The organism is Muribaculum sp. NM65_B17 (assembly GCF_004793735.1).
GTDB classification, from domain to species: Bacteria; Bacteroidota; Bacteroidia; order Bacteroidales; family Muribaculaceae; genus Muribaculum; species Muribaculum gordoncarteri.
In genome coordinates this window covers 33,501-57,680 of record NZ_SRYY01000011.1, presented here as the reverse complement: position 1 = coordinate 57,680, position 24,180 = coordinate 33,501, and the positions used below count along the sequence as shown (strand labels likewise).

The 24,180-nt window shown below is 49.9% G+C and carries 22 protein-coding genes, 1 tRNA gene and 1 pseudogene; 9 read left to right on the top strand and 15 right to left on the bottom strand.

Annotated features, from left to right (window positions below; all coding sequences use genetic code 11):
- Positions 1-109 precede the first annotated feature (109 nt).
- Positions 110-1,039 carry a cation diffusion facilitator family transporter gene (locus E5354_RS12560; protein ID WP_135947682.1) on the top strand — a complete coding sequence of 310 codons (930 nt, stop codon included), beginning with the start codon at positions 110-112 and terminating at the stop codon, positions 1,037-1,039.
- Between the two features lie 19 nt (positions 1,040-1,058).
- Here E5354_RS12560 and E5354_RS12555 read toward each other — a convergent pair whose 3' ends face one another.
- Positions 1,059-1,574: a phospholipase D-like domain-containing protein gene (locus E5354_RS12555; protein WP_135947681.1), complete on the bottom strand. Its 516-nt coding sequence runs from the start codon at positions 1,572-1,574 to the stop codon at positions 1,059-1,061.
- 674 nt (positions 1,575-2,248) lie between these two features.
- Complete coding sequence (locus E5354_RS14260; RefSeq protein WP_168353903.1) at positions 2,249-2,746, bottom strand: hypothetical protein; 498 nt, start codon at positions 2,744-2,746, stop codon at positions 2,249-2,251.
- 45 nt (positions 2,747-2,791) lie between these two features.
- Between E5354_RS14260 and E5354_RS12550 the strand changes: the two genes are divergently transcribed.
- From E5354_RS12550 to E5354_RS12535, 4 genes are all read left to right on the top strand, one after another.
- Positions 2,792-4,060: a hypothetical protein gene (locus tag E5354_RS12550; protein ID WP_246863815.1), complete on the top strand. Its 1,269-nt coding sequence runs from the start codon at positions 2,792-2,794 to the stop codon at positions 4,058-4,060.
- Between the two features lie 80 nt (positions 4,061-4,140).
- A complete protein-coding gene (locus tag E5354_RS12545; protein ID WP_123477937.1) occupies positions 4,141-4,689 on the top strand; it encodes a hypothetical protein in 549 nt (182 codons plus the stop codon).
- A 4-nt stretch (positions 4,690-4,693) separates the two neighbouring features.
- Positions 4,694-4,993 (top strand): helix-turn-helix domain-containing protein, encoded by a 300-nt coding sequence (locus E5354_RS12540; RefSeq protein ID WP_123477935.1) that lies wholly within the window; start codon positions 4,694-4,696, stop codon positions 4,991-4,993.
- A 235-nt stretch (positions 4,994-5,228) separates the two neighbouring features.
- Positions 5,229-5,564 carry a DUF3943 domain-containing protein gene (locus E5354_RS12535; protein ID WP_135947680.1) on the top strand — a complete coding sequence of 112 codons (336 nt, stop codon included), beginning with the start codon at positions 5,229-5,231 and terminating at the stop codon, positions 5,562-5,564.
- A gap of 89 nt (positions 5,565-5,653) precedes the next feature.
- On the opposite strand, the gene istB is transcribed toward E5354_RS12535, so the two are convergent.
- The 5 genes from istB to E5354_RS12510 form a co-directional block, all read right to left on the bottom strand.
- A complete protein-coding gene (gene istB, locus E5354_RS12530; RefSeq protein WP_135947679.1) occupies positions 5,654-6,439 on the bottom strand; it encodes an IS21-like element helper ATPase IstB in 786 nt (261 codons plus the stop codon).
- A complete protein-coding gene (istA, locus tag E5354_RS12525; RefSeq protein ID WP_135947678.1) occupies positions 6,423-8,018 on the bottom strand; it encodes an IS21 family transposase in 1,596 nt (531 codons plus the stop codon). Before istA ends, istB begins: the two co-directional genes overlap by 17 nt.
- A 155-nt stretch (positions 8,019-8,173) precedes the next feature.
- The gene (mobV, locus tag E5354_RS12520) at positions 8,174-9,328 is read right to left on the bottom strand and encodes a MobV family relaxase (RefSeq protein ID WP_135947677.1); all 1,155 of its coding nucleotides are present in this window, start codon (positions 9,326-9,328) and stop codon (positions 8,174-8,176) included.
- Between the two features lie 620 nt (positions 9,329-9,948).
- A complete protein-coding gene (locus tag E5354_RS12515; protein ID WP_135947676.1) occupies positions 9,949-11,412 on the bottom strand; it encodes a YfjI family protein in 1,464 nt (487 codons plus the stop codon).
- Entirely contained in the window at positions 11,409-11,741 is a 333-nt protein-coding gene (locus E5354_RS12510; RefSeq protein ID WP_123477925.1) for a helix-turn-helix domain-containing protein, read from the bottom strand. Before E5354_RS12510 ends, E5354_RS12515 begins: the two co-directional genes overlap by 4 nt.
- A 9-nt stretch (positions 11,742-11,750) precedes the next feature.
- Here E5354_RS12510 and E5354_RS12505 point away from each other — a divergent pair, with 9 nt between their 5' ends.
- Positions 11,751-11,936 (top strand): hypothetical protein, encoded by a 186-nt coding sequence (locus E5354_RS12505; protein WP_124029885.1) that lies wholly within the window; start codon positions 11,751-11,753, stop codon positions 11,934-11,936.
- 1,145 nt (positions 11,937-13,081) lie between these two features.
- Here E5354_RS12505 and E5354_RS12500 read toward each other — a convergent pair.
- Positions 13,082-13,152 (bottom strand) — tRNA-Gln (locus tag E5354_RS12500).
- 139 nt (positions 13,153-13,291) lie between these two features.
- Positions 13,292-14,698 carry a DUF2130 domain-containing protein gene (locus E5354_RS12495; protein ID WP_135947675.1) on the bottom strand — a complete coding sequence of 469 codons (1,407 nt, stop codon included), beginning with the start codon at positions 14,696-14,698 and terminating at the stop codon, positions 13,292-13,294.
- 119 nt (positions 14,699-14,817) lie between these two features.
- On the opposite strand from E5354_RS12495, the gene E5354_RS12490 reads away from it, so the two are divergent.
- Positions 14,818-16,206 (top strand): MATE family efflux transporter, encoded by a 1,389-nt coding sequence (locus E5354_RS12490; protein ID WP_135947674.1) that lies wholly within the window; start codon positions 14,818-14,820, stop codon positions 16,204-16,206.
- Between the two features lie 10 nt (positions 16,207-16,216).
- Entirely contained in the window at positions 16,217-16,744 is a 528-nt protein-coding gene (locus tag E5354_RS12485; RefSeq protein ID WP_135947673.1) for a methylated-DNA--[protein]-cysteine S-methyltransferase, read from the top strand.
- Positions 16,745-16,810: 66 nt separating this feature from the next.
- Here the strand turns inward: E5354_RS12485 and gpmI are convergent, their stop codons facing one another.
- From gpmI to E5354_RS12470, 3 genes are all read right to left on the bottom strand, one after another.
- On the bottom strand, positions 16,811-18,325 hold the full coding sequence (gene gpmI, locus E5354_RS12480; RefSeq protein WP_135947672.1) for a 2,3-bisphosphoglycerate-independent phosphoglycerate mutase: 1,515 nt from the start codon (positions 18,323-18,325) through the stop codon (positions 16,811-16,813).
- 453 nt (positions 18,326-18,778) lie between these two features.
- Positions 18,779-19,300: a DUF6155 family protein gene (locus E5354_RS12475; protein WP_135947671.1), complete on the bottom strand. Its 522-nt coding sequence runs from the start codon at positions 19,298-19,300 to the stop codon at positions 18,779-18,781.
- Between the two features lie 15 nt (positions 19,301-19,315).
- Complete coding sequence (locus E5354_RS12470) at positions 19,316-20,947, bottom strand: family 43 glycosylhydrolase (RefSeq protein WP_135947670.1); 1,632 nt, start codon at positions 20,945-20,947, stop codon at positions 19,316-19,318.
- Positions 20,948-21,106: 159 nt separating this feature from the next.
- On the opposite strand from E5354_RS12470, the gene E5354_RS12465 reads away from it, so the two are divergent.
- Complete coding sequence (locus E5354_RS12465) at positions 21,107-21,640, top strand: META domain-containing protein (protein ID WP_135947669.1); 534 nt, start codon at positions 21,107-21,109, stop codon at positions 21,638-21,640.
- Positions 21,641-21,647: 7 nt separating this feature from the next.
- On the opposite strand, the pseudogene E5354_RS12460 reads toward E5354_RS12465, so the two are convergent.
- The 3 genes and pseudogenes from E5354_RS12460 to E5354_RS12450 form a co-directional block, all read right to left on the bottom strand.
- Positions 21,648-21,942: pseudogene (locus tag E5354_RS12460) on the bottom strand (KilA-N domain-containing protein); the annotation flags it as partial.
- Positions 21,943-22,059: 117 nt separating this feature from the next.
- Positions 22,060-23,322 (bottom strand): S41 family peptidase, encoded by a 1,263-nt coding sequence (locus tag E5354_RS12455; RefSeq protein ID WP_135947668.1) that lies wholly within the window; start codon positions 23,320-23,322, stop codon positions 22,060-22,062.
- A gap of 147 nt (positions 23,323-23,469) precedes the next feature.
- A complete protein-coding gene (locus E5354_RS12450) occupies positions 23,470-24,177 on the bottom strand; it encodes a hypothetical protein (protein ID WP_135947667.1) in 708 nt (235 codons plus the stop codon).
- Positions 24,178-24,180: the final 3 nt, after the last annotated feature.

Here is a 24,180-nt window from a genome sequence, read left to right as displayed (position 1 = left end):
CCTTAGTAACTACTTCCTATTTTTATTTTTGCCCAAAACGTTTAGGACAATATTGCATCGATTGTTATATTTGTGTTATATTTGCAGTGTTATATTAATAAAAATTATTATGGAACATCACCATCATCACCACCATCATGAAGTGACTTCGCTTAACAGGGCGTTCATCATAGGCATCGTCATCAATGCCCTATATGTAGTGTGCGAGGCCGTGTTCGGTTTCATATATAACTCGTTGGGACTGTTGTCGGATGCCGGGCATAATCTTGGCGACTGCACGTCGCTCGTGCTTGCCATGCTTGCGTTCAAGTTGTCGACCCGTCCCGCGACCGAGCGCTACACCTACGGCTACCGCAAGTCGACGGTGCTCGTTTCGCTGCTCAACGCGTTGATTCTGCTCGTGGCGGTGGGAGTCATAATAGGTGAGAGTGTTTCCAAGATATTGCATCCTGTGGCTGTCGACGGCGACGCTGTGGCCTGGGTGGCCGGCGTGGGTGTGCTGATAAACGGATTCACGGCATGGCTGTTTATCGATGTGAAGAATCGTGACCTGAATGTGAAGGGCGCGTATCTGCACATGGCGGCTGACGCGCTTGTGTCGATAGGCGTAGTGATTTCGGGTATCGTGATACATTATACGGGATTCTACCTGATCGACCCTATCGTGGGACTCGTGATTGCCGCAGTCATAGTCTACTCTACATTTGACCTGCTTCGCGACAGTCTGCGGCTGGCTCTTGACGGAGTGCCGCGTGACATCGACATGTCGAAGATTGAGAAAGCCATAGTCGATACACCCGGCGTGATTGAGTTTCATCATCTGCACGTGTGGGCGCTGAGTACGACTCAAAACGCCCTAACCGTGCACGTGAGGGTGCGCGATTACAGCGACATGGAGTCGGTTAAGTGCGAGATAAAGCATCGGCTCGACCACCTGGGCATATCGCACGCCACAATCGAGCTCGAAACAGCCTCCGAACCCGCCACCGACAGCTGCGGCTGCTGCGACACGCCCCACAACCATCACGATGTTGATTGATATTTGAGTTGGTCGGGCGTTATTTTATTGGGTCGATGCAGTATTGGCGGCGGCCGCAGCGGGTGCAGTGACTGCCTCGCCAAACGCTGTCAAACTGCTCCATGGCGGCATCGATCAGGGCGGGGTCGTCGGTGAGGATTCCGGCCTCGAAGTTGCGTCGGTTGCTGCTCTTCAGCCCTATTCCGGCTCCTGTGAGATTGGCCGACCCGATGTAGGCGGTGGTGAAGTCAAAAATCAGAATCTTGAAATGCACGCGCGGGCACAGCATCCGCTCAAGTCCCTTGCTGAGGATGGGGTATCGGTCGAAGTCCTCCCTGAAGGCCTGACCGGGTTCCTTGGCGTGTATAAGTCTAATCTCAACGCCTTGTTGCAGAAGTTTGGACAATAGTCCGAGGAAGGGTTCGGTGGAGTTGCCCGACTTTACATGAAGGTCCTTGATGTCGGCGGTGCCTATCCATAACGACCTCTTCACTGAAGCCGCCTTTGCAATTACTTTGTTGTAATGATCGATGTCGGAAATGAATTCTACAGCCATGATGCGAATTTAATAAAAATAGTTGATTATTAATGGCCGATGAGGTGTCGGCTCCGAAAAAAGCGTGACAGCTTTACCCGGTGACGAAGGTAAAGCTGTCGTTGTGCCGATTAGGATTCAGGTTGGTGGTATATTGTGTGTTGTCAATCAGCAATTTAGTCATAGGGGCTTAATGTTTTTACTGCTTGCAAAGGTATTGATAACATGTCGCATTTTTTGATACTGCTTTGAATTTTTTTGATATTTAATTTGGTGGATTGAGTGCATATATGGTGTTGTCGCCTTTGCGGGTTGCATAACGCAAGGTGTGTTATATATGAGTATGGATGATTGATGGGTTGCATCCTTCGCTCTTCACCATCAAATTCCCGCTTTAGCAGAGGGCTGCGTTAGCTGCCCAATAGAATGCTATCGTTAGCGGGTGGAGCGTTTTATTGGGCAACTACGTAGCCCTTTTCTTATATATTCATATACCCTATACCCGTGTTGCGGACGCCTAACGGCGGCCTTGCGCGGGCCTAACGTTATTAAGCTGCGCTGCAGCTTTTGCGCTAACGCGGGGATTTGCGGTTGGATGGGGTGCGCCCTGCGCTGCGCGGAAGCATGGCCTCCAATACTCATTTTACGTGTCTGTGATATGCAACCCTTGCGGGTTGAGGGATGGGGTGCGCTGCCTATCCACTGGTGGCACTTCGCTTACCCGCGGTTAAGAACATGTAATGCCTGGCGGCATATTTTTCTTCTTCAGGCTTTGCAAAATATACGCCTAAACACAGGTTTGTTACTATGCGCCCCATTAGTCCCCATGCGTCACTAAATATACAATTTTTAACATTTGGCGATGAGGCGAAAAAAAGAGCTAAATCATAATGATTTGGCTCTTTTTTTGTTGCCTTGGAAGGATTCAGAATTATATACGGCTGTAAACGAATTTGAATATGATTGTCAATGAAAATCAGACCATTACAACTATTTTGAATGTTAATAAATCCATAGGAATTTAATTCAACGCACTTTTGGTTGTGCAAAAACGTTATACTTGCACAACGATATTTTGAAATGCACAACCACCTATGGAAAGAATAACTCTCTACCTCCGCACGACCAAGACGAGCGGTAAAATAAGACTTCGCTTCCGGCTTACGGAGGGTCGAGAAGTCCAGCTCTTTCACAAGAGCAGTATTGAGGCAGACCTCGCGGACCTGAAGAAGTTTGATATGGATGGCACACTAAAACCTCGTGTCAGCCTCTATAACGAAGAATTGCGTCTCGCTATTACACGCGAGATTGATGCGATGCACGAAGCCTATAAGCAACTGAAAGAGGAATGTCCTGAATTCGACGCCACCGACTTTGAGGCAAGAATAGACATGCTTCTCAATCCGGAGAAATACAATATAGTCAAAACAGAGGAAATCGAAACACTGTTGGCACGTTTCGACCGCTACATTGACGGTCTGGAAACATACGGCACCGTCAGTGAGGGCAGAGCCAAGATTTACAAGATTGTATGGGATAAACTCTCACGTTACCTTATCATTTTCAAGAAATCTCATTATACGCCGGACCAATTCACTCCGGAAGATATACTGGCATTCCGAGAGTTCGTTATCAACGAATACAAATATGTCGATAAACATAAGGCGATATATGGAAGCCTGCAAAAGATCTCCATACCGACCAAGCAAGCGAGTATCAACACGGCATCGGCGAAACTCCGGGCTTTGCAGGCTTTCTTCAATGAGCTGGAGGAAAATGACGAGATTCTAAAATCTCCCTTTAGGCGTCTCACCAAGAAACGAAGGAACGAGGCTCTGAGAGAACAATATGATGATCCTTTCTTCCTCCGCTATGAGGAAGTTCAGCAGATAATGGTAGCGGATGTACCCGACAGCCTGAAGGAAACCAAAGATGCTTTTCTTCTTCAGTGCGCTCTCGGTTGTCGTATCGGAGATTTCATGAAGTTATCGATGTCGAACGTGGCTGTTACCGATGACGGCATTCCCTACGTTCAATATCTCCCCAAGAAAACAATGAAGACGCAGAATGACCGACGAGAGAAGAAAACTCCGTTGATGATGTTTGCGTTGGAAATCGTCAAACGCTCCGGTTTCAAATTTGGTGTTCTCAAATATGCCTCTGGCAAAAGCGGATACAACGCCAAGATTAAGAAGCTCCTTGAGTATTGTAAGATTGATCGATTGGTTAATCAGTATGATGAGGCGGCAGGCACAATGAACCGAGTGCCACTACACTCAGTCGGCAGTAGCAAACTGTGCCGTAAGACTCACATAGACATCGCCAACAAAGCGCAGGTAAATATGTATGCCACCGGACTCCATGAGGTAGGTAGTAGTGCCGTTGAACACTATTCAATGCTTGAACTTCATGACCTCTTCGTGCTCCTCTGTGCCGCCTTCAATCAACCTCAATACCGGGTTGACAAACAACTGAATGTATTGCCGGAAGAGGCGCCGGATATTTAGTGATATAGAAAAATCAACCTATAAGTTGCGGTTTTCAGAAAAACTCTGTAACTTTGCACTCGGATGAATGTTTATATAATATGAAGTTTGTACGGATAATCGACGGATTCGACCATCTCTGGGCTGTCAAAGCTCAGGATAAGGAAGCGGATGAACTCACCATCCTGTTCCGAAACTGGACCAATGGCGAGTATCTTCTTGACTTCTTTATGGAAAACATGGATGACCTAAAAAGCTACTTCCATATTGAACGACTCGATGAAGCCGTCAATGATACGTTTGAAGACGCCGAGGCGTTACAGGAACTTGTTCTTGAAGTTCCCTATACGGAACATCTTGACGAGCTATTCAAACCGCTTGACATCACAGACACCCGTGCCCGTGAGTTAAGTCGTGAGAAAGCCCGCAACTGGAACCGTGAACGTCATGCGAGCTGGCTTCGCATCTACGCCATAAGGCTTGAACCGAACGTTTATATCGTCACCGGTGGAGCTATCAAACTTACACGGACGATGCAGGAACGTGAACATACAACGCTTGAATTGCAAAAGCTCAACCGCTGCAAAGCGTTCCTTAAAGCCAACGGCGTTTTCGATCAGGACAGTTTTGTTGAACTTACTAACGAATAATATTATGGCAAGCAAGGCAATTAAATTTTTGGAGGAACATCAGAGTGATACCCCCTCGCGGTTTGCAGAAGAAGCCGCATGGCGAAAGGAAAATGCAGGTTGGCTCCGCTGGTCGCGTCAGCTTGCCGTAACTCTTATTGGCTATATGCAGGACAACGGTCTTAAAAGAGCTGACCTCGCCGCCCGTCTCGGCGTAAGCCCACAATATGTCAGCAAGTTGCTGTCAGGTACCGAAAACCTCAGTTTCAAGAGCGTTGCCAATATCGAGGATAAGCTCGGCATAACTTGTTTTGCAATGGTATGAACATCTATAATCGATTACTATAATGCAAAATATAAATAAGTTCATATCCTCAATAATTATGTTTATGTTATCGACAGTTGTTGCTTATTCGCAAATGCCGATAACATCGGATAGTCAATGTTCAAATGACATCTACACATGTTCTGAAGACAACAAACCGGTATCCGTAGAGAAATATGCACCGTATCGGCATATAGTCTCGACTCCGGTATTACCTGACAGCGCCGATGTGCGTATGCACGAACATAAGGCGTTCTGGAGGGCAGGCGCAGAGACCGTGGGCTTCAATATAGGCCTTTGGGCCTTCGACCGCTATGTGCTGAAAGGACATTATGCCTATATTTCATGGAATACCATCAAAGAGAATTTCAGGCATGGTTTTGAATGGGACGATGACCATTTGCACACCAATATGTTTGACCATCCCTACAACGGCTCTATATTTTTCAATGCCGGACGCTCCAATGGTTTCAATTTCTGGCAGTCGGAGCTGTTCGCCATCGGCGGAAGTGCCATGTGGGAGATGTTTATGGAATGTGAATACCCCTCTGGAAAACCCAGGCGCGGATGACCCCTGCGGCCAAAGTTGATCTGACCCCTGAAAACAATTTGTTTCTGACCCCTGAAGAGTTTGGCCGACGGGGTCAGTTTTATTTTGGCTTATCTGCCTTTGAAGGCTTTGAGCTTACGGACGCTTTCGCCGGTGAGCGTGATACGGTGTGCGGTGTGGACGATGCGGTCGAGGATGGCATCCGCCACTGTGGTGTCGCCGATGGCGTCGTACCAGTCCAGTTCGGGGAGTTGTGATGTGACGATGATAGACTTGCGTCCGTGCCGGTCTTCGATGATTTCCGTCAGGTGTGCGCGCTCCTTAGCGTCGAGGGGAACCAGAAAGAGGTCGTCGAGGATTAGGAGCTGCGTTTTTTCGAGTTTCTTCAGTTCCGACTCTATTGTCCCTTTGTTTTTGGCGATTTTCAGAGCACCCATCAGTTTGGAGGCGTTTGCGTACAGGACACGCATGCCGGCCTTGCAGGCCTCGTATCCCAGAGCTGTAGCCAGGTAGCTTTTGCCCGTGCCGGCACAGCCGGTAATGAACAGGTTGTCACCCTTGCGGACAAAATCCAGCGAGGCAAGACGTTCCATCTGGTTGCGGTCCAGACCACGCGGCAGCGTGTAGTCGATCTGTGCCACCGACGCATCGTTGTATCTGAAGTTCGCGCCTTTTACAAGGCGTTCGATGTTTCGGGCCACCCGGTAGTCCCATTCCCTGGAGAGCAGCCAGTTGAGGAAGCTGTCAGGTGTCATTGTCTCGGCGAAGGTTGCCTGAAGGCTTTCGGAGAACGCGGCGGCCATTCCGTGAAGGCGCATACGGTGCATGAGATCCAGAGAGACGGAGTTGCGGTCTTTCTCCGGAGTTACAGGGGAGGTTTTATGGTTGGTTTCCATTTTTTACGTTGTCGTTTTGAGTTGATTGTCTTATGCTGGCGGCAAAGTATTCTTTGCCTCGTATGTTACGGTGGGCCGGTCTATGAGGTTCCCGGTCATCAGTCTCGGCTCCCGGCAGATAATCCGCGTCCGCCCCGGACTCGAGGATGTCCACCATGTCGCTGATGCTGTAGCGGCGTGCGTCCATGGCCGCGGCGCACCCGGATACAAGGCGTTCCTGCCCGTACTTTTTCTCCAGGTTCATGATGCCACGGCACGCTCTGAATGCAAGTTCCGGATAACGCTTGTCCTCGATGACCGCACGCAGGTAGTGAACAACAATGTTGTCGATCACGGCCGCGCGGGAAAGGAGCTCCTGCAAGTCACTCTCGCAGCTCCCCTTGCGTCCCGGCAGATTGTGGGACGGCTTGGTCGTGTATTCATACGGGGTATCGTTGCGATGATGCGTGGTCACATGGGTAAAACCGTGGAAGATGTCGATCGTATCGGCGTCGTATACCATCTCCACGCGTTTGCCCACATACTGTACCGGCACGCTGTAGTGGTGCTTGTTCAGCGTGACGTAACTGTTGCGCTGGACCGTGGCAACCGTCCGCTGTCTCATCTGATAGCGGTCCGGGGGCAAAGGCCTCAGACTGTCTCTCTCGACAGAATCGAACAGCTGACGGCGGGATTCCCTGCGCCGGGTCAGGTTGCGCGCATTGAACTTTTCCAGAGATTTGAGGATTGCCACGTTGAGCGACTCTAGGTCATGGAACAACACTCCCTCGAGATCGACATACACAGACCGGTACATCAGTTTGACTGCGTTTTCCACCAGTGCCTTGTCCCTGGGGTGCCGCACCCGGGCCGGGACCACGGCGCATCCGTAATGCTCGGCAAAGGCTTCGAAGTCCGGATTGATTACAGGCTCGTTGCGGTCGCTGCGCGTGACCGCCGACTTCAGGTTGTCCGGCACAATGGCGCACGGGGCACCCCCGTAGAAACGGATGGCGTTCTCGCATGCCTTTATCAGATCCTCCTTTTTCTGCGACCACACTGCCTCGCAATATGTGTAGTGGCTGCACGGAAGTATGGCGACGAACACCTCGACCTTTCGCACTTCGGCAGTCGCCTCGTCGACTATCTCAAGTCTGTCTCCGGCGAAATCGACATACATCCGGTCTCCGGCACGGTGTTCGACATGGCCAATGGCGTTGGTCTGGAGCATGAACTGCCTGAGCTTCATTCCGAAGGATGCATGAAGGTATCCGTCGGGATGGCTCGCATGATACTCTTCGTACAGCTTCTTGACTGTCATGCCTTTCCGGGAGAGCCTTGCCGCATATTCCGGCAACAGGGCTTCGAGCCTGATCTGACGATCTGACGGTTTGCGTTCTCTCGCCCCGGGTATGGAGAACAGTTCCTGTAGCCGCGCATCGCTCAGCGACGGCAGCTTCTCAGCGGGGATACCGCTGTCCTGATACATTCTCACATAGCGCCGCACCGTGTTCCTCGAGATGTCAAAAGCACTGCTGATGCTTTTTATTCCCATTCCCGATGCGTGACACAGGAGAATGTTTTTTAACTTTGTATTCATGTTTCTTTGGTTTTATCCCCCGTCGGCCAAAACGGAAACCAAAGATACATATAAAATCCCCTGGTGGCTCTATGTCAACAGGGGTCATTTTTATTTTGGGCAAAGGGGGCAGCCCGATTTTGGCTTCAGGGGTCAAATCAACCTGGCCGCAGGGGTCATCCGCGCCTGGGTTTTCCATTGCTGCCTGTGAACCGGTTGGCGAGATTGCTGAGGGCATCCCTGCGGTTGGAATCGCGTTGCGCTTTCGCGTCCGCCGCTTCCTGTAAGGCAGTCTCTTTCTCTTTTCTCGCTGCATCTGTCTCCTTGGCATAGGCAGAACGTTCATCAATTAGTTTGGACTTGTCAGCCTCAATGTCGGCAATCTCGTCAGCGACTTTCTTTTTCTCAGCCTCCAACTGTCTTTTCTCATCGGATAAAGTCGTATTGGTGGCGGCGAGAGAAGAATTTTCTTTGACAAGTTCTGTCTTGCGCTTTTCAAGCTCGCTGTTCTGCCGAGACATCTCCGCGTTGGCGGCTTTAGTGTCGGCAAAAGTTTTTTCAATCCAGCGGTTGCCACGTTCAAGTTCAGCCTTACGTTTCTCCAAAGACCGGTTTTCGGTATCGAGCTGCTTTTTCTCGGCGGAGAGTCCGGCCACGTCCTGCTCCAAATCTTTCTTTTTGATTTGGCATTGGCGATAGTATTCGTGCTGGTCAACGTGGCGGGCCTCGGAGCCACGGATGCCGCGTTCCAGCCCGAAGCGTTCCATCGCTTCGGCGTAGGTGTCCTGAAACCTGATAAGGTTCTCGCGGGTCATGATGTCGTTGGCGCTAAGCCGGGGGCCGTCCTTGGATTTGGTGCGGTAGCGTTTCTTGGCTTTCGCCTCGCTCGCTTTCTTCTTTCTCTCGGCGGTGACTATCGGAACGACCGTGACATGGAGGTGCGGTGTCTGCTCGTCCATGTGAAGATGGGCGGCGACAACGTTGTCCTCGCCAAAAGTCTGTTTTGCCCAGCCGACACTCGCCTGTGCCCACTCGTCAAGACAACCTTCGTCAGCAAGGCGGCGCAACGCATCGCCGTCGGATGTCATCAGCACATTGAGGGCGAGAACCTGGTTCTTGCCGATCTTGCGCGTCAGTCCGGCATTGTCGAGGCGGTGCTGTATCGCCTCGCCCAGACCGTCAACGCCATCGGGATATTTGATGAAATCATCTCGGTTGAGATGGCGCAGTTCGGGGTGGGCGTTGTCGGGCTGCGTGGTTCGCTCGATGTGTCGGGCGATGGCATTGCACGAGCCGCTTGCCTTCATGATGTGGAGTACGGCGTAACTCATAGGCAAGGGGCTTTTGCTTGTGGAACAATCGGAGTGTACGGCTTCTCGTAAAGCCGTATAGGGGTTTGACCTACGGTCTTTCCCCGGCTGCACTTGGCATAGTCCGGGCAAGCCCGGCTCTGCCCTCGTTGGCGCGGGGATTCCAAAGGGGGTGACCCCATTGGCTCAGTAGGGACATTTTTAGCGTGGTGGCAGACCATGCGGCTCGACTTATTGAGCAAGCCGAGAGCAATGGAATTTATTCCAATTGCCGAGGCGCCGCCAATAATGGCGTAGCAAAAATTCCCTAATAAGCTAAGGAATTTCCGGATGGCGTAATTTCCGTGCCGCCACTGCACGGATGGTACTGCACTGCCATAGCAGTGGTGCACCGCTGTAACCACTGCACTGACTGCAATGGTTCCTTTGATGAAAAAAGACATCTCGTGCCAGCGAGAGCAAAGCCAAGATTTTAATCTTGAGTTATGCCGAGCGCAGCCGAGATTGGTCGAAAGACAATGTTTCACGGGACTTCTGTTTGGGAATTTACCCCTTGGCATTTTCGTCATTTTGGCACAGACTGGGTGCGTCGGCATCTCCGTAGGAAATGCCAAAGTGACAATAATGCCAAGGGGGAATGTTTATAATTTAGTGTAGTTTCCGTGGGCGGAATGGACGAACAGAACGCCTTTGCGGTCTTTGATGAACCGCTTGAAACTGCGCTCCGACATGCCACATTTCGCGGCGATTGCCACACCCTCGGCGGTAGTGAACGTGCCGGGCAGTTCCGATAGTACGGCAAGCTGCAACTCCGTCAAAGCGTCCTCGCTTACGATGCCCTGCACCTTTGCGGCGGTCACGCGGAAATACTCTGTCAGGCGTATGGCGCGCTCCACGATGTCGGCGTCTATCAATTTTTTCTCATCGCCACAAGCCCGGTCTGCGAGTGCCAGCAAAAGAGAAAACCTGACTGCGTATATTTCGAGCTTGCTCGCAATGGAGGTAAGGGTGTCGCTTCCCTCGGCGTTGCATCGGTCGGTCACTTCGTTCTGCCATGAGAAAAGGCGGTCGAGGGCTTCCGGCGAGAAAGGCACATCCTCCGGGATTATCTCTCCGCAGGAATCTACGGCAGGGACAATGCCGATAAGTCTCGACAGGATTTCACGCCATGCGGCTGCTATGTCGAATGACGGCGATTTCCTCTCGCGGTTCCATCTGACTTTCGACTGCACGGAGGGGAACACATAGAGTATGCGCTCCATGAAGCCGTTGGCGTTGCGGTTTCCGGCGGCAAGCTCGGTCAGCACCTTTGGCTGGATCGTGCCGATGACGCAGAGAAAAGGATTGCGGATGAACACGCCGCTCTGACTGCTCTTGCGGTCGGACATGGCCGCCTTGTGGTTGAACACCGACATCCAGAACTCGGACTCCGAGCCGTTGTTGTAGCGGTTGAAGTTCTTGAACCACCCGGCAAGCTCATCGGAAACGAGCACGAGGCCACGGCGGTTTTCCGAAAGGATGCGATGCACGGCCTCCGGGGTCACATCCTGCATGGTGAAGCGGACTCGCTTTGGCTCGATAGGATTTGTGTCATAGCCCTTGGCGGCTCTATCTTTTGGAGGGAGTTCCATCGCCGCCTCGTAACGTTTCATCGCCTCGTTGAATATCGCGGCCTGTTCAGCATCGAAGTCGATGAGCGGCTGCATGGCGAAACTCAGCGGATGGCTCTTGTTGGTGCCGGGGCTTCCGACAAGGGCCGTGAAAAGAATGGCATACTCTTTCCAGCCGGGCATTATCTCGGCGGTGTGGGTGTTGCCGATGACTGCGGCCATAGCCGTCAGCATCGCCCCTGCGAGATAGTCTTTCGGAAATCCGAGGCAGATATTAGCCTCGTTTATGATTTCCTGCAATCTCGGAGGCAGGACATCAACGGGCAACGCGTTGATATTCTGCGTTGAGGATTGCTGTGCAATCACGCAGTCAGACCCTGTCGGCACCTCCGGCTCCGCTTGCCCTACCGACTGATTGGTCAGTTGGTCAGGCTGGCGGTCAATAAATGACACGTCCTCTTTAGTAGATTTGTCAAGTGAACGAGGTTTGCTCATTGTTTCGTGGCTTTGGCATTAATGATTGCGTTGACATCACGCTGGCTGTAACGGGTACTGCCGTTCACCTTGAACGAGCGCAGTTTGCCGGCACGTGCCATATTGAAGACAGTGGTCTCGCACACGCCGAGCTGCTCGGCGACTTCCTTCCTTGTGAGGGGACGCTCTTTCTCGGCATCCATATACAACGGGAGGATTCGCTCGCGTGTGGCTTCGATTGTGTCCACCACAAGCTGATGGAGGTCGGAGAGGTGGACGGTGAGGAGAATATTGGGAGAGTCAGGGTCGGACATCGACGCCTGAAGAAGATCAAAAAGGTTCAGTTTCATCTGGGGGGAATGAATTTGAAGATTTTATCGCCTGACTGTCTGGCATCATCACACCTCCGGCGACGGATAAAGAGGCACGATGACGGTCCCGAAAAGGACATAGGAGTGGCCGTCGGCTTCTTTCTCGCTGGAGCCGACGGTCGTTTCTGCCGAACAGTCATGTCCGGCATGGGCGCAGTTGTCCCTGTCCGCTGACGCCTATGATATAGGCCGACAGCAGGGGCTATCCGCCCTGCAGGGGGATATGCGCCGTGTGTGCTGCCCGCTATGGGCATAGCGCACACTTTCTTCGTTGGTTTTCGGTAGTTTATACCCTTTTCCCTGTACTATCCTTTCTAATTTCTGCGTCAGATACTTTGAGTCCGGCTGTAATCAGACCTTGAACCAACGCCGCCACTTAATCGCTTTAGCGCTTTGCCAAAGCAAAGAAATCCAAAAAATCCGGCGTGTCTCGGTTGATAACAGTCTTCCTACTGTGCATGCGACGCGCACAGAGAACAGGTATGTCATGTGTCTCAGTTGCCGCTTACTGAGGAATTTAAGCCCGTTGAGCATCGCTTCCTTAGGTCGATAGTTGAGGGCTGGCGGTTCCGGCCGCCACCTACGGCTACATTTTCATAGTGTTCCCGGATGCCTTTCATCCGGCCTGAGATGTAAGTTGTTCATGCAACTCTTTCGGGCGCAGCATCGTCAAAGAGCATCGTTCCAAGCCCGGTAAATAATGTTGAACGTGCTTTGACTGAGGTGCGTTGCCTCCAATCGTTACATAAAGATACAAAAATTTCTTCGTATCTCCAAATTTGCATAATCCGCATGTGTGGATTTCCTATCTCGTCGCTTCATCGGTGTATGTATAACTGGTGTGTTATCGGGGTGCAACGAGAATGGTATGCCAATAACGGCGGTCGGAATTACGGCGTAATGTCGGGTCATATCCCGCACGCCCGATGCCTTCGCATCTTTTCCGGCTGCAAAGTTAGGTACACTTTTAGGGCTATGCAATAGTATTTCGACCCCGAATCCGAGGTCAAATGTTAAAAATGCCCTTTGTGAGCTTAATGTGGCTTACGCTGACACAACCGTCCCGGCAGAGCCTCCGCTCCGCTATGGTCGTGAGAAATGTTACCACAACATCTACAACTGACTTCCGCCTCTCTTTGTTCACTGTTTCGTAAATTATATGGCGTTAAAAATTATGAAATCAATTTTTGTCGTTGAATAGGGGTGAACGACGATGAATTTTGAGAGGAATTTTCAGATTCTGTTGTGCAAATGTTGTGCGAATTTGGCAAAAGAAAATTGCAGTCAACTGATAATCAGCTAACTGCAATTTTACTTTGTTGCCTTGGAAGGATTCGAACCCTCACAGGCGGAACCAGAATCCGACGTGCTACCATTACACCACAAGGCAAGGTTTGTTTCGCTTTTGCGATTGCAAAGTTACGCGGTTTTGCCGTATCTGCCAAATTTTTTAGGCACTATTTTTGATTTATTTTAACCTCGATTCGTAACCCGTTATTTTTCAGCCGTGAAGATTGCCCTTGCCATGTCTACTTCTTGGCGTTGCGGGCCTCATCAAACTTTGCTTTCATCGTGGGATTGCCGTAGGTCAGCTTCTTTATCGTCAATCCTTCGGCCTTGTCGTTGGCGAGTCGCAGGTTGTTTTCCGAGCCGATTAGTGCCTCTTTTATCTTATTGAGGTGGAGGATCGACTTGTCGATTTCGTCGATTGCCGCCTTAAACTTCTCGCTGGCGAGCCTGTAGTTGCGCCCAAATCCGGTGCGGAACGCTTCAAGCTGCTCCTCAAATCGGGTGACATCGACCGACTGCTGCCGTGCAATGTTGAGTTCGCGCTTATATTCGATACTCTTTTTCGACGCTTGGGTGAGCAATGATATCAACGGCATGAAAAATTGGGGACGCACCACAAACATTTTCCGGTAGCGATAGGACACATCCACAATTCCCTCGTTGTATAGCTCGCTGTCGGCTTCAAGCAGTGATACGAGTACGGCATACTCACACCCCTTTGTCGTGCGGTCTTTGTCGAGTTTTGCAAAGAAGTCCTCGTTTTTATGCTTTGTGGCGGTCGTGTCGCCCTCGTTTTTCATTTCAAACATTATCGACACATATTCCATGCCGTCGTCGGTGTAGTCGCGGAATATGAAGTCGCCCTTTGTGCCTTCGCTGGCGTCGTTGTCCTTGTCGAAATAGGCGTAGGGATACATCGATGCCCTCACGCGGTTGAACTCGTTGCTGCAATGCACCTCAAGCGATTCGCCTATCATCTTTGTCGACAGGCGGGCTTTCATCTCCTTGTAGTAGTCAATTAACTCTTGTTTCTGCTTGAGCTGTAGCGCATGCTGCTCCTTCAGTGAATTTTCGCGCATGGCGGCCTCGCTGCGTTCGGCCATCGACCGGTTTTTCAGATCGGCTATTTCCGATTCCTTGGCCTGGATTGCCGAGGCCGCTTTCTGTCGCTCCTCAAGCACGGCCACCTGCAGCATCGAGTCGCTGCGTGCTATTGTCGACTTCAGCTCCTCTATGGCCTTGTCCTTCTCGGCCAGACGCGACGACAATTCCATTTCCCCGATACGCGCCATGCTGCCTATTTGCTCCTTGAGGCGTGCTATCTCGGCATCGCGTTTCGCTACCGCCTCCGACATCTCCATCGCCTTGGCATTTGTCGCGGTGGTTATCTTCTCGTTGAGCAGTGCTATGGCCGCATCGCGTTGCTCAAGTTGCAGAATTTTGTCGTTCAGCTCTTTGCGATGATTCTGCTCGGCTTCTTTGGCCCGCAGATTCATCTCAAGCGACAATTGGGTCTTCAGTTCCGACATTCGGCGCTGAATCTCCTCGTCAAATGCTATGTTACGCACCTGGCCGGCTATTGAGGCAAACTGTTCTTCGTCGACCTTGAACACATGGTTGCAATTGGGGCATTTAAGCTCTTTCATAATTGTTGGGGAAGTAATGTCATTGTCACAAAGTTACAATATTAATCATATATGGCCAACCGTTTATGTGCAGGATTTTGTGTAATTTTGCAGCGTAAAAATAAATACGGCATTATCGCATGAACCCACTTTCGATTTTAAGTTCCAAGGGCCGACAGCCTTCGAGCTCGTTGAAGCGTCAGCTTGTGTCGTTGACTGTGCCTATATTCATCGAAACTCTACTCATCATGACGCTCGGCGCGGTCGACACCGTCATGTTGTCGCGTCACAGCGATGAATCGGTAGCGGCGGTGGGTGTAGTCAATCAGATTGTCATGCTTTGCTTCCTTGTGTTTGAGGTCATCAACCTCGGCACATCGGTTCTTGTGAGCCAGTATCTCGGCGCAAGGCTTAACGACAGGGTGAGCAAGGTCGTGGGAGTGTCGTTGCTCGTCAATCTTGCCATAGGACTTCTCATCAGCTCAATTCTTTACTTCAAGGCATCAGCCATATTGCGGTTGATGGGACTCGACGATGTCCTGCTTAGCGAAGGCGTGGGTTACATGCGCATTGTGGGTGCTTTTGCGTTCTTTCAGGCATTGTCGCTTACGGCATCGGCCGCTCTCAGGGCATCCAATCGTGCCATTTACCCGATGCTTGTCGTAGGGCTTGTCAACCTGTTGAACATCTTCGGCAATTATGTGCTGATATTCGGTCGTTTCGGAGCTCCTGCACTTGGTGTCGAGGGTGCTGCAATATCCACCGCAGCCAGCCGTGCCATTGCAATGGTAATTCTTAATGTAATCCTGTTTCACACGGTGTTGACGCGCTTCCCGTGGGAGATATTCCACCGTTTCCCCACGCGCGAATTGTCCAATCTGCTTAAAATAGGATTGCCCTCGGCCGGCGAACAGTTCAGCTACAGTTCCGCCCAGATAATAATGACCTTCTTCATCAACATGCTTGGCCTTGAGGTGCTTGCCGCACGCACCTATGTCGTCAACATTGTCATGTTCGGTTACCTGTTCTGCATTGCCATCTCCCAGGGCGGAGCCATAACCATAGGCCATCTTGTTGGAAAGGCTAAGCTGCGAGGTGCATTCATTGTGGGCAAATACGTTTTGCGCTGGGCATTGATAATCACCGTTTCGCTGTCGCTTGCCATTGCCGTTTCGGGACGCTGGATTCTGTCGTTGCTCACCGACAATCCCACTATAATATCCATCGGAGCCACGCTTCTTTGGCTCGATGTGCTTGTCGAGATAGGCCGTCCGGTCAACATTTTCGCCACCAACGCACTGCGCGCCACCGGCGATGTAAACTATCCCTTCTACGTGGGACTCGTGGCAATGTGGTCGCTGCAGGTGTTTGGAGGCTACATGCTGGGTATATACTTCGGACTCGGCATATATGCCCTCTGGCTCATGATTGCTTCCGACGAAATTACCCGAGGCATCATATTCATACGCCGTTGGTGGAGCATGAAGTGGGCCGACAAGAGCTTTGTCGGCAAAAGCATTCCCTCCTAATTTCACGCTCATGAATTGTAGTGAGTCAATCATCTGCGTTCAGCGTTATCCGTCGCCTTGCGGAGAACTTCTGCTCGGCTCGACAGGCGACAGCCTGTGCTTGTGTGACTGGACAGGGCCGGTTGCGCGTCATGAGCGTATAATGCGTCGCATCGCAATCTCGTGTCGCGGTAGAGTTGTCGACTCCTCCTCTCAGGTGATCGACCGGGCTGTAGGCCAGCTCGATGAATACTTCAGCGGCCGCAGGCAGCTATTTTCGCTTCCGTTACGCCTTATAGGTACCGATTTTCAACAACGAGTGTGGCTTAAGCTTCTTGAAATACCTTACGGCACGACTGTGCCCTATCTCCGGATCGCATCCATGCTTGGATGTCCCGGCGCAGTAAGGGCCGTTGCCAATGCCAACGGAGCCAATCCTATATCCATTATTGTGCCTTGCCACCGCGTAATCGGTTCCAATGGCAGGCTCACAGGCTACGGCGGAACCATCCCCGTCAAGCACCGCCTCCTCACCCTCGAATCATCTATTATTCATTAAAAAGCGACACCGCCGCTTCCCGGGTGGGAGCGGCGGTGTGAGTCGATAGTTCAGGTTGCGTCCTGTTTAGTCGATGAGGGCGTGGCCGGTCATGTCGGCGGGCTGGGGGAGTCCCATGATCTTTAGGATTGTGGGTGCCACATCGGCGAGGATTCCGTTCTCGACCTTGGCATCCTTGCGTGATGTCACGTAGATGCAGGGCACGGGATTCAGCGAGTGAGCCGTGTTGGGAGTTCCATCGGGGTTGATTGCGTGGTCGGCGTTGCCGTGGTCGGCGATTATGATTACTTCGTAATCGGCCTCCTTGGCGGCCTCTACGGTGTCCTTTACGCACTCGTCAACAGCCTTGACTGCCTTTTCGATTGCTTCGTAGATTCCGGTGTGACCCACCATGTCGCCGTTGGCGTAGTTAACCACGATGAAGTCATACTCCTGACTCTTTATTGCATCGACGAGCTTGTCCTTTACTTCGTAGGCGCTCATTTCGGGCTTGAGGTCGTAGGTTGCAACCTTGGGCGATGCCACGAGTATGCGCTCCTCGCCTTCATAGGGGGCTTCGCGGCCTCCGTTGAAGAAGAATGTCACGTGGGCATACTTCTCGGTTTCGGCTATGTGGAGCTGCTTCTTGTCGAGCGACGACAGATATTCGCCGAGCGTGTTGGTTACGTTCTCTTTGTCAAAGAGGATGTGTACGCCTGTGAACGATGCGTCGTAGGGGGTCATGCAGTAGTACTGAAGGTTGGGGATGGTGGTCATTCCGGCTTCAGGCATGTCGTGCTGAGTGAGCACTGTGGTTATTTCCTTTGCGCGGTCGTTGCGGTAGTTGAAGAATATCACTGCGTCGCCCTCCTTGATGGTGCCGTCGACATTGGCGTTGACGATGGGTTTGATGAATTCGTCGGTGATGTCCTCGTTGTAGGACTCCTGCATGGCTTCAACCATGTCGGTGGCCTTCTTGCCTTCGCCGTGCACGAGCAGGTCGTAGGCTATCTTGACGCGTTCCCAGCGCTTGTCGCGGTCCATTGCGTAGTAGCGGCCGATTATCGATGCTACCTTGCCGGCCGATTTTGCGCAGTGCTCTTCAAGTTCGGCTATGAAGCCCTTTCCGCTGCGGGGGTCGGTGTCGCGGCCGTCCATGAAGCAGTGGATGTAAACCTTCTCAAGTCCGTAGTGCTTGGCTATGTCACACAGCGCGAAGAGGTGGTCGAGCGATGAGTGTACGCCGCCGTTGGAGGTAAGGCCCATGAAGTGGATGGCCTTGCCGTTGTCGCGGGCATAGCTGAATGCGTTTACGATTTCGGGGTTCTTGAGGATTGAACCGTCCTTGCAGGCCTTGTTGATTTTTACAAGGTCCTGATATACCACGCGGCCGGCGCCGATGTTGAGGTGACCCACTTCCGAGTTACCCATCTGGCCGTCGGGTAGACCTACGTTCTCTCCGCTGGCCTGAAGCTGTGAGTGGGGATATGTGTTTACGAGATAGTCCCAGTAGGGAGTCGGAGTCGAATAGATGACATCGCCTTTGGTGTGATTGCCGATGCCCCATCCGTCGAGGATCATTAGTAATGCTTTCTTTGCCATGATTTATATGTTTTGTTTATAAATTGTTGTAGAAGTCGGTTATCGTCGTGCAAAATTACAAAAAGTAAATGATTTATCGGCATGAAAACTTTGTTAAACCATCGTAGTTCTGCAACTTCGACTCTATTCTTCGACTTCTGAAAAAGAAAGGTGGGGTTGGCCGGGTTTCAGCCAACACCACCTCTCACGTTTCAACTATTTATTTATGAGAACCTCATTGCCCGGTATCACTACCCGATAAAGAGGACGAGGGATGTGAAAAAGCGGGTAATATCACTGTTTCATTGACTATAACAATTGAAAACCGTTTGTGGAAGCCGTTTTTGAGAGATTTATGCCCTAAAAGTGTTTAAAAAACGTAAACGCTTTAGCAATTTTATGCTAATATAATCATTTTAACTTAATATATTAACAAATGAAACACTTTCAGCACTTTGGCTCCGTTTTGAGGACTCATTTTATTGTATCGTGCCAATCGTTGAATGTGTCGTCGATGCGGCTCCGCAAGCTGTGTCGGAGCCCGCTGCTCTTCTCCTTTATCATGGACAGGCGGCGCTCAAATTGAGGCATCATGTCGTTGCTCCATATTGTATCGAGAGCCTCGCGCAAGGTGTTTGCGGCGGCATTCTCCTGCGACTCCTTGACCCATCGCACGCGGCGGGCGTAGACCATGATGCTTTCGACAGTGGTGAGCATGAGGTCGGCTATGCGTGAGGGGTGGGGATGCAGTGTGGCAAACTCCTTGATGGCTTTGCGGCATCGCGATGTGCGCCCCTTCACCCTGCCGGAACCGGGGAGAAACTCCTTGGTTATGATTGCGCGATACTTCTCCTGCATTTTCTCCTCATCGGGATTCATGAAATAGTCAAGATAGTCCTTGGCCTCCTTGCGTGCGGCATAGAGTTCAAGGACCATCTCGGTTATTTGATCGTGATTAAGCGTGTTCAGAAATTTCTTGAGCTGTGTCTTTGACATTTTTCTGAATGGGAGTTATTTTGCTTTCCTGAATGTAAGCTCGTGCAGCTCACACATCGACTTGTCCTTTGTGGGCGAGGTAAACAGCAGGTATATGGCGTGCTTTCCTTTCATGCCCTTTAGGCCCGACAGCTTCACGGCCATGTCGGTGCGCTCCTGCTTGGCGTTGGGGCTTAGAGTGAGGCTTCCTATCTTGCGTCCTCCACGCTCGCTCCACGGGCTGTCGACCATGATGTCGATTCGGCCTTCGGTTCCGAGAGGCTTGATGTTGAGCACCAGCTCATTATCCTTTGTAGTGTCGAGCAGGTCGAAGTTGTAGTATTTGTAGCCTACGGTCGAGCCGTCGGTGTTGTTGACCACCGGATTGCTGTTGACGCGCAGGTCGTAGGGCGTTTCAAATTTCTTCTCATCGCCGTAGGTGGGCTGCACGTATGAGCCCGAGAAGGTGAAGTTGGGCCATGCCTGGGAGGCCTTGCGCGGGCCTGTGTAGTAGCAGGCTATTCCGGCCGAATAACGGCGGTAGGGGTCGAGTCCCGAGGTTTCAAAGCCCTGTGAGGTGTATTCGGCCTCGCTTATCTCCACTTTGCCGCCGGGACCTTCGGTGACCTTCACCTCGATAGGCTCAACCATTGCCTGGCGGGCATATTCGGTGGTGCCGTTCTGGCGGTGGTAGAACACATACCATTGTCCGTTTATCTCGGCGATGCTGCCGTGGGTGTTGCCGCCGGGCGTAGCCGTGGCTATGGGATTGCCCTGAAGGTCGGTGTCGCGTCCTCGGCCGTCGATTATCGTGCCTCCGTAGGTGAACGGGCCGAGCGGATTGTCGCTGTAGGCATAGGCAAGCGTGTAGTTGGTGCCGGGAAGGCCCCACTCGCCGTCATCTGACCAGCGGCTGTAGATGAATACGTATTTGTCCTTGATCTTGCGTATCGACGATGCCTCGAAGAATCGGAACACGCCATCCTGCTTGTAGTGTGAAATCATGTCCTTGACCGGCTTGGTGCCCTTCTTGACCGTAGCCATGGTTACGGGGTCAAATTCGGCGCCGAGCGACTCCTCGAAGCCCCAGTAGCCGTAGACCTTGCCGTCGTCGTCGACAAGCACAGCCGGGTCAAACCGCAGATCGCCGTCGGTCAGCTTGGGCGACTCCTTGCTCCAGTTGCACACTATAAACGGGCCGTCGGGGCGCGATGCCTTGGCTATCATGCCCTTGCGACCTTCGCTCTGGTTGTTGGGATAGAAATAGTAGGTCTTGTTGCCCTCCTTGTCGACTACTTCGGCTATGTCGGGGGCGTAAAGGATGTCGCCTATTCCCTCGGCATTGAGCGGGGTCCCGTTGGCATCGGTTTTCGACTCGAATATGATGCCGTCATATCGCCATTCGTTGAGATTGTCAATCGGTGCCGACCACACTACCTGCTCGCGGCCGCAGTACTCCTTTATCAGTGAGTCATGGGAGCCGTACACGTAGACGCGGTATTTTCCGGGATTGTCGGGATCCTCAAATACGTAAGGTTCCCCGTCGGGGATGTACTCCCACAGCGGCAGATAAGGGTTGGCTCCATTAGCAGTGTTGAGCTGTGTCGCCAATGCAATTCCCGACAGTGTGCATGCTATTCGGTTGATGTAATGAATGATTTTCTTCATTGTCGTGATGAATTAAAGGTTATGAAATACAAATATACGAAATATTCGGCTAAACATAATAGCAAATGTCGCACGTGATGGCGATTCACTCCGACCAAGCTGATTATGTGGGAATTTTGTTATATATTTGTATCGTAACAGTGAAGAATGTAATAAATTATGTCACGCGCAATTAAGAAAACGCTCTTTTCGCAAGTTGACAGTGGATGTCGCATGCTGATGCTCTATGTCGTCGGCATCATCGGCATTATGCTTGTCAGCTCATGCTCATCAAAAAAGCATGATGACCCCGATGATGAAAAATGCAATATGCTCTATTATGCCACCCCTGAAAATGTGGCCGAGGTTGAGGATATTGATTACGGCGCTGCACTTCCCGGGAAATGGCATTTTGCCGAGATTTCCGATGGGACAAATGTGATAAACCCCGATACGATATATTTCATCAGATTCTCGCAATACGGTTATAAAGTTGAAACCGGATGCAATGAAATCATTGGCGATTACACGGTTGATGGTGATTCAATTAGTTGGAACAACGGACTGAAGACAAGCATGTGGTGCGACGATATGGTTGTTGAGGCTGCAGTTTATAAGGTTCTCTTCAACGTGCGGCGATTGAGTTTTGACAACGATTCTACTCTTCGCTTATGTACCTCCACTCCAAGTCAATACATACTGCTGACAAAATAAATCCTTGACCGAAATGGTAAGCTATATCTTTGTGGGCTGCCTCCATAACGGCCTTTCTTCACGATTATGCCGACTGCATTTGTGCGCTCTATCCATTCCGATGCGCTCAACATAAACGACGGCAAACCTGCGCTCATTCTAAAGTGGTCAAATTCGACCACTTTGAAATCCGGGTTATGAATAATCTCCCAGGTTCCGAGAAATTCAATAGTGTAGCGATTTCGTAACCAGTTCTTGATTATATCAGCAGAGCGGTTATCCCCCTCTTTGGCTGTCGCCATATCTGTGAGGGAGATATAATCCTGTTTCGGTGATCAAAGCGGAACACCGACAGCACTTTGATAAAATACAACATCGCCATACACTCCGGGAGGTTGGCGATGTTGCAGAGGGTCTGTATGATTGGAAAATTTATAACTTCATCTATTTAAATAATCTATTGCAAATTCAAGCTGGGTGTCTTTATCGTTGAAATAATCAGAAACAGTTTGGGTTATATTGTAATCCGGTACAATACCAATCCCCTCCAATGGAAATCCTTTGGGAGAAACTGACGGGGCTGCAGTAGGGATACGGAAACTTATGCCGTTTGAAGTTCTGAAGGTCTGAGGATGGTTTCCTGTATCTCCGGCTGTCGGTTCTCCAACCAATATGACATCACCACTTTCTTTCATGTCGATGACAAAACTTTCGGCAGCAGAAAAAGTCATAGGACTTGTAAGCAGAATTACCTTTCCTTGATAAGCATTATCCATTGGCGACATTATCTTATTGTCAATACAGTGGGGTTGGTCATGATGTATGAAATAACGGCATAATTCGCGTCCGTTACCGCTATTGCCTCCTTCGTTATTACGTACATCTATTATAAGATTGGGGAGGTTGCGCACTTTATTAAAGTCTGAAATAAAACTTTCAAGAACGCCGTCCATCATTGTATTAATTGCAATATACCCAATGCTATCATTTAAACGCTTGCTACTGGTTTCAACTATGGCATTGGACGGCAGCTTGTCATTTGGCAGCAATGGTAATTCAACTTTTATGGTGTCAATTCCACGACAGACAGTAATATTACGCACAGTGTCCGATAGACTGTTGAAAATATCCACAGAAGTGAATAACCGTCGATTATGAGATGTGGATGCTGACACATATTTTTCATTCCTGTTCATCCACTCTGCAACAGGTTCGCCCTCTACGGCAATAACCCGATCCTTATCCATTAATCCTGCTTCCGTCATTAATTTGTTGGGTTTATTAATGAAAACAGAATCATTTATAAGCACTGGAATCATTCCTGCGCTATACTTTTTCAAGTACACAAAAGAGTGTCCAACTTTCAACGATGCGAAAAACTCTTGCAAAAGCTCACCGTATTCTTTTGATGTAGAAATATGCCCTATGCGTGCGGAGTATGAATCGCATAATGAATCAATGTTTAGATGCTTGGATTTGCAAAGGGAGTAATTGTCTTTTACAATCTCCGTAATTTCATGAAAATCGTCTGAAAAACTGTCACTTTTCAATGGCAAATTTTCGACATAATAACTTTCTGCCGTCGTTTCTGATGAATAAAAGAATTTGAAATAAACTATTAAACCGGCAAATGTGAATAACACAAGTGCCACTAAAACAAGCAAAATCCGTAGTAAGGTCTTTACTATAGGCTTAGATTTCATATCTTCAGACAATTTAGATTATAAAAAATTTTTCCTTATATTAAATAGAGTTTATCCAATCCAAATGCAAATTTAGTGAAAAATCCAATACATCAGTATTCATCGCATCACCCACCGCTCATTCAGAGAGTCGCTAACAAAATGATTTCATAGGAAATTTATATCAGGCATTTTTCTGAATGCCCCTTTTTGCTTAAAATAATTGCGCTGTCTATTAACCATTGAGCACACTTTATTTCTTGCTTGTTCTGCGGTTAACTCATCATCACAAAATTCTGAATAACTATGCTCTGCCCACTCTTTGAAAGGGCTTTCCAATTTTAGGCTATTAAGTTTCTCTATCAATCTTCTTCCGCTATTCAGTTCTCCTAATAAAAACTTAATCATTGCTGCATTATAATAATCGAATATCGGGCCATTCCATTTTCCGAGCATTTCTTTCAGCCTTTTTTGGAAAATCAATTTTGACATACAGCGATTAGCATATTTAGGCGACTTAAATCCCATTAGAACTTTCGCATATTTAAGGGCGTATTGAGCTAATTGAAATATTTGTTTTTCAAATATTTCATCATCATTGTTATATTCTACAAACTGGGTATTGTTTATCGTTATTCGCTTACATCCATAATCAAACCCAAGAGTTTCATTTAAGCCTCCAAAATATTCAAATAGGAAAGCTATTCCGACATTACAGAATGAGCCACGAGAATATGCAGATGGCTGAAATTCAACTTGAACAAAGCAATAGCCACAATCATACAACCAAGTCCTCGATTTTCCTTTCTGGAAAAATCCCATAGGCGAAAATACATTATTCGCCACTTGTATAATAATCTTATTGTGGTTATCCATACA

What these genes read in the sequence shown, in the direction of transcription:
- E5354_RS12560 (WP_135947682.1), top strand. Translation starts at nt 110, where the DNA reads ATGGAACATCACCATCATCACCACCATCATGAAGTGACTTCGCTTAAC.
- E5354_RS12555 (WP_135947681.1), bottom strand. Translation starts at nt 1,574, where the DNA reads ATGGCTGTAGAATTCATTTCCGACATCGATCATTACAACAAAGTAATT.
- E5354_RS12550 (WP_246863815.1), top strand. Translation starts at nt 2,792, where the DNA reads ATGGATGGCACACTAAAACCTCGTGTCAGCCTCTATAACGAAGAATTG.
- E5354_RS12545 (WP_123477937.1), top strand. Translation starts at nt 4,141, where the DNA reads ATGAAGTTTGTACGGATAATCGACGGATTCGACCATCTCTGGGCTGTC.
- E5354_RS12540 (WP_123477935.1), top strand. Translation starts at nt 4,694, where the DNA reads ATGGCAAGCAAGGCAATTAAATTTTTGGAGGAACATCAGAGTGATACC.
- E5354_RS12535 (WP_135947680.1), top strand. Translation starts at nt 5,229, where the DNA reads ATGCACGAACATAAGGCGTTCTGGAGGGCAGGCGCAGAGACCGTGGGC.
- istB (WP_135947679.1), bottom strand. Translation starts at nt 6,439, where the DNA reads ATGGAAACCAACCATAAAACCTCCCCTGTAACTCCGGAGAAAGACCGC.
- istA (WP_135947678.1), bottom strand. Translation starts at nt 8,018, where the DNA reads ATGAATACAAAGTTAAAAAACATTCTCCTGTGTCACGCATCGGGAATG.
- mobV (WP_135947677.1), bottom strand. Translation starts at nt 9,328, where the DNA reads ATGAGTTACGCCGTACTCCACATCATGAAGGCAAGCGGCTCGTGCAAT.
- E5354_RS12515 (WP_135947676.1), bottom strand. Translation starts at nt 11,412, where the DNA reads ATGAGCAAACCTCGTTCACTTGACAAATCTACTAAAGAGGACGTGTCA.
- E5354_RS12510 (WP_123477925.1), bottom strand. Translation starts at nt 11,741, where the DNA reads ATGAAACTGAACCTTTTTGATCTTCTTCAGGCGTCGATGTCCGACCCT.
- E5354_RS12505 (WP_124029885.1), top strand. Translation starts at nt 11,751, where the DNA reads ATGAATTTGAAGATTTTATCGCCTGACTGTCTGGCATCATCACACCTC.
- E5354_RS12495 (WP_135947675.1), bottom strand. Translation starts at nt 14,698, where the DNA reads ATGAAAGAGCTTAAATGCCCCAATTGCAACCATGTGTTCAAGGTCGAC.
- E5354_RS12490 (WP_135947674.1), top strand. Translation starts at nt 14,818, where the DNA reads ATGAACCCACTTTCGATTTTAAGTTCCAAGGGCCGACAGCCTTCGAGC.
- E5354_RS12485 (WP_135947673.1), top strand. Translation starts at nt 16,217, where the DNA reads ATGAATTGTAGTGAGTCAATCATCTGCGTTCAGCGTTATCCGTCGCCT.
- gpmI (WP_135947672.1), bottom strand. Translation starts at nt 18,325, where the DNA reads ATGGCAAAGAAAGCATTACTAATGATCCTCGACGGATGGGGCATCGGC.
- E5354_RS12475 (WP_135947671.1), bottom strand. Translation starts at nt 19,300, where the DNA reads ATGTCAAAGACACAGCTCAAGAAATTTCTGAACACGCTTAATCACGAT.
- E5354_RS12470 (WP_135947670.1), bottom strand. Translation starts at nt 20,947, where the DNA reads ATGAAGAAAATCATTCATTACATCAACCGAATAGCATGCACACTGTCG.
- E5354_RS12465 (WP_135947669.1), top strand. Translation starts at nt 21,107, where the DNA reads ATGTCACGCGCAATTAAGAAAACGCTCTTTTCGCAAGTTGACAGTGGA.
- E5354_RS12455 (WP_135947668.1), bottom strand. Translation starts at nt 23,322, where the DNA reads ATGAAATCTAAGCCTATAGTAAAGACCTTACTACGGATTTTGCTTGTT.
- E5354_RS12450 (WP_135947667.1), bottom strand. Translation starts at nt 24,177, where the DNA reads ATGGATAACCACAATAAGATTATTATACAAGTGGCGAATAATGTATTT.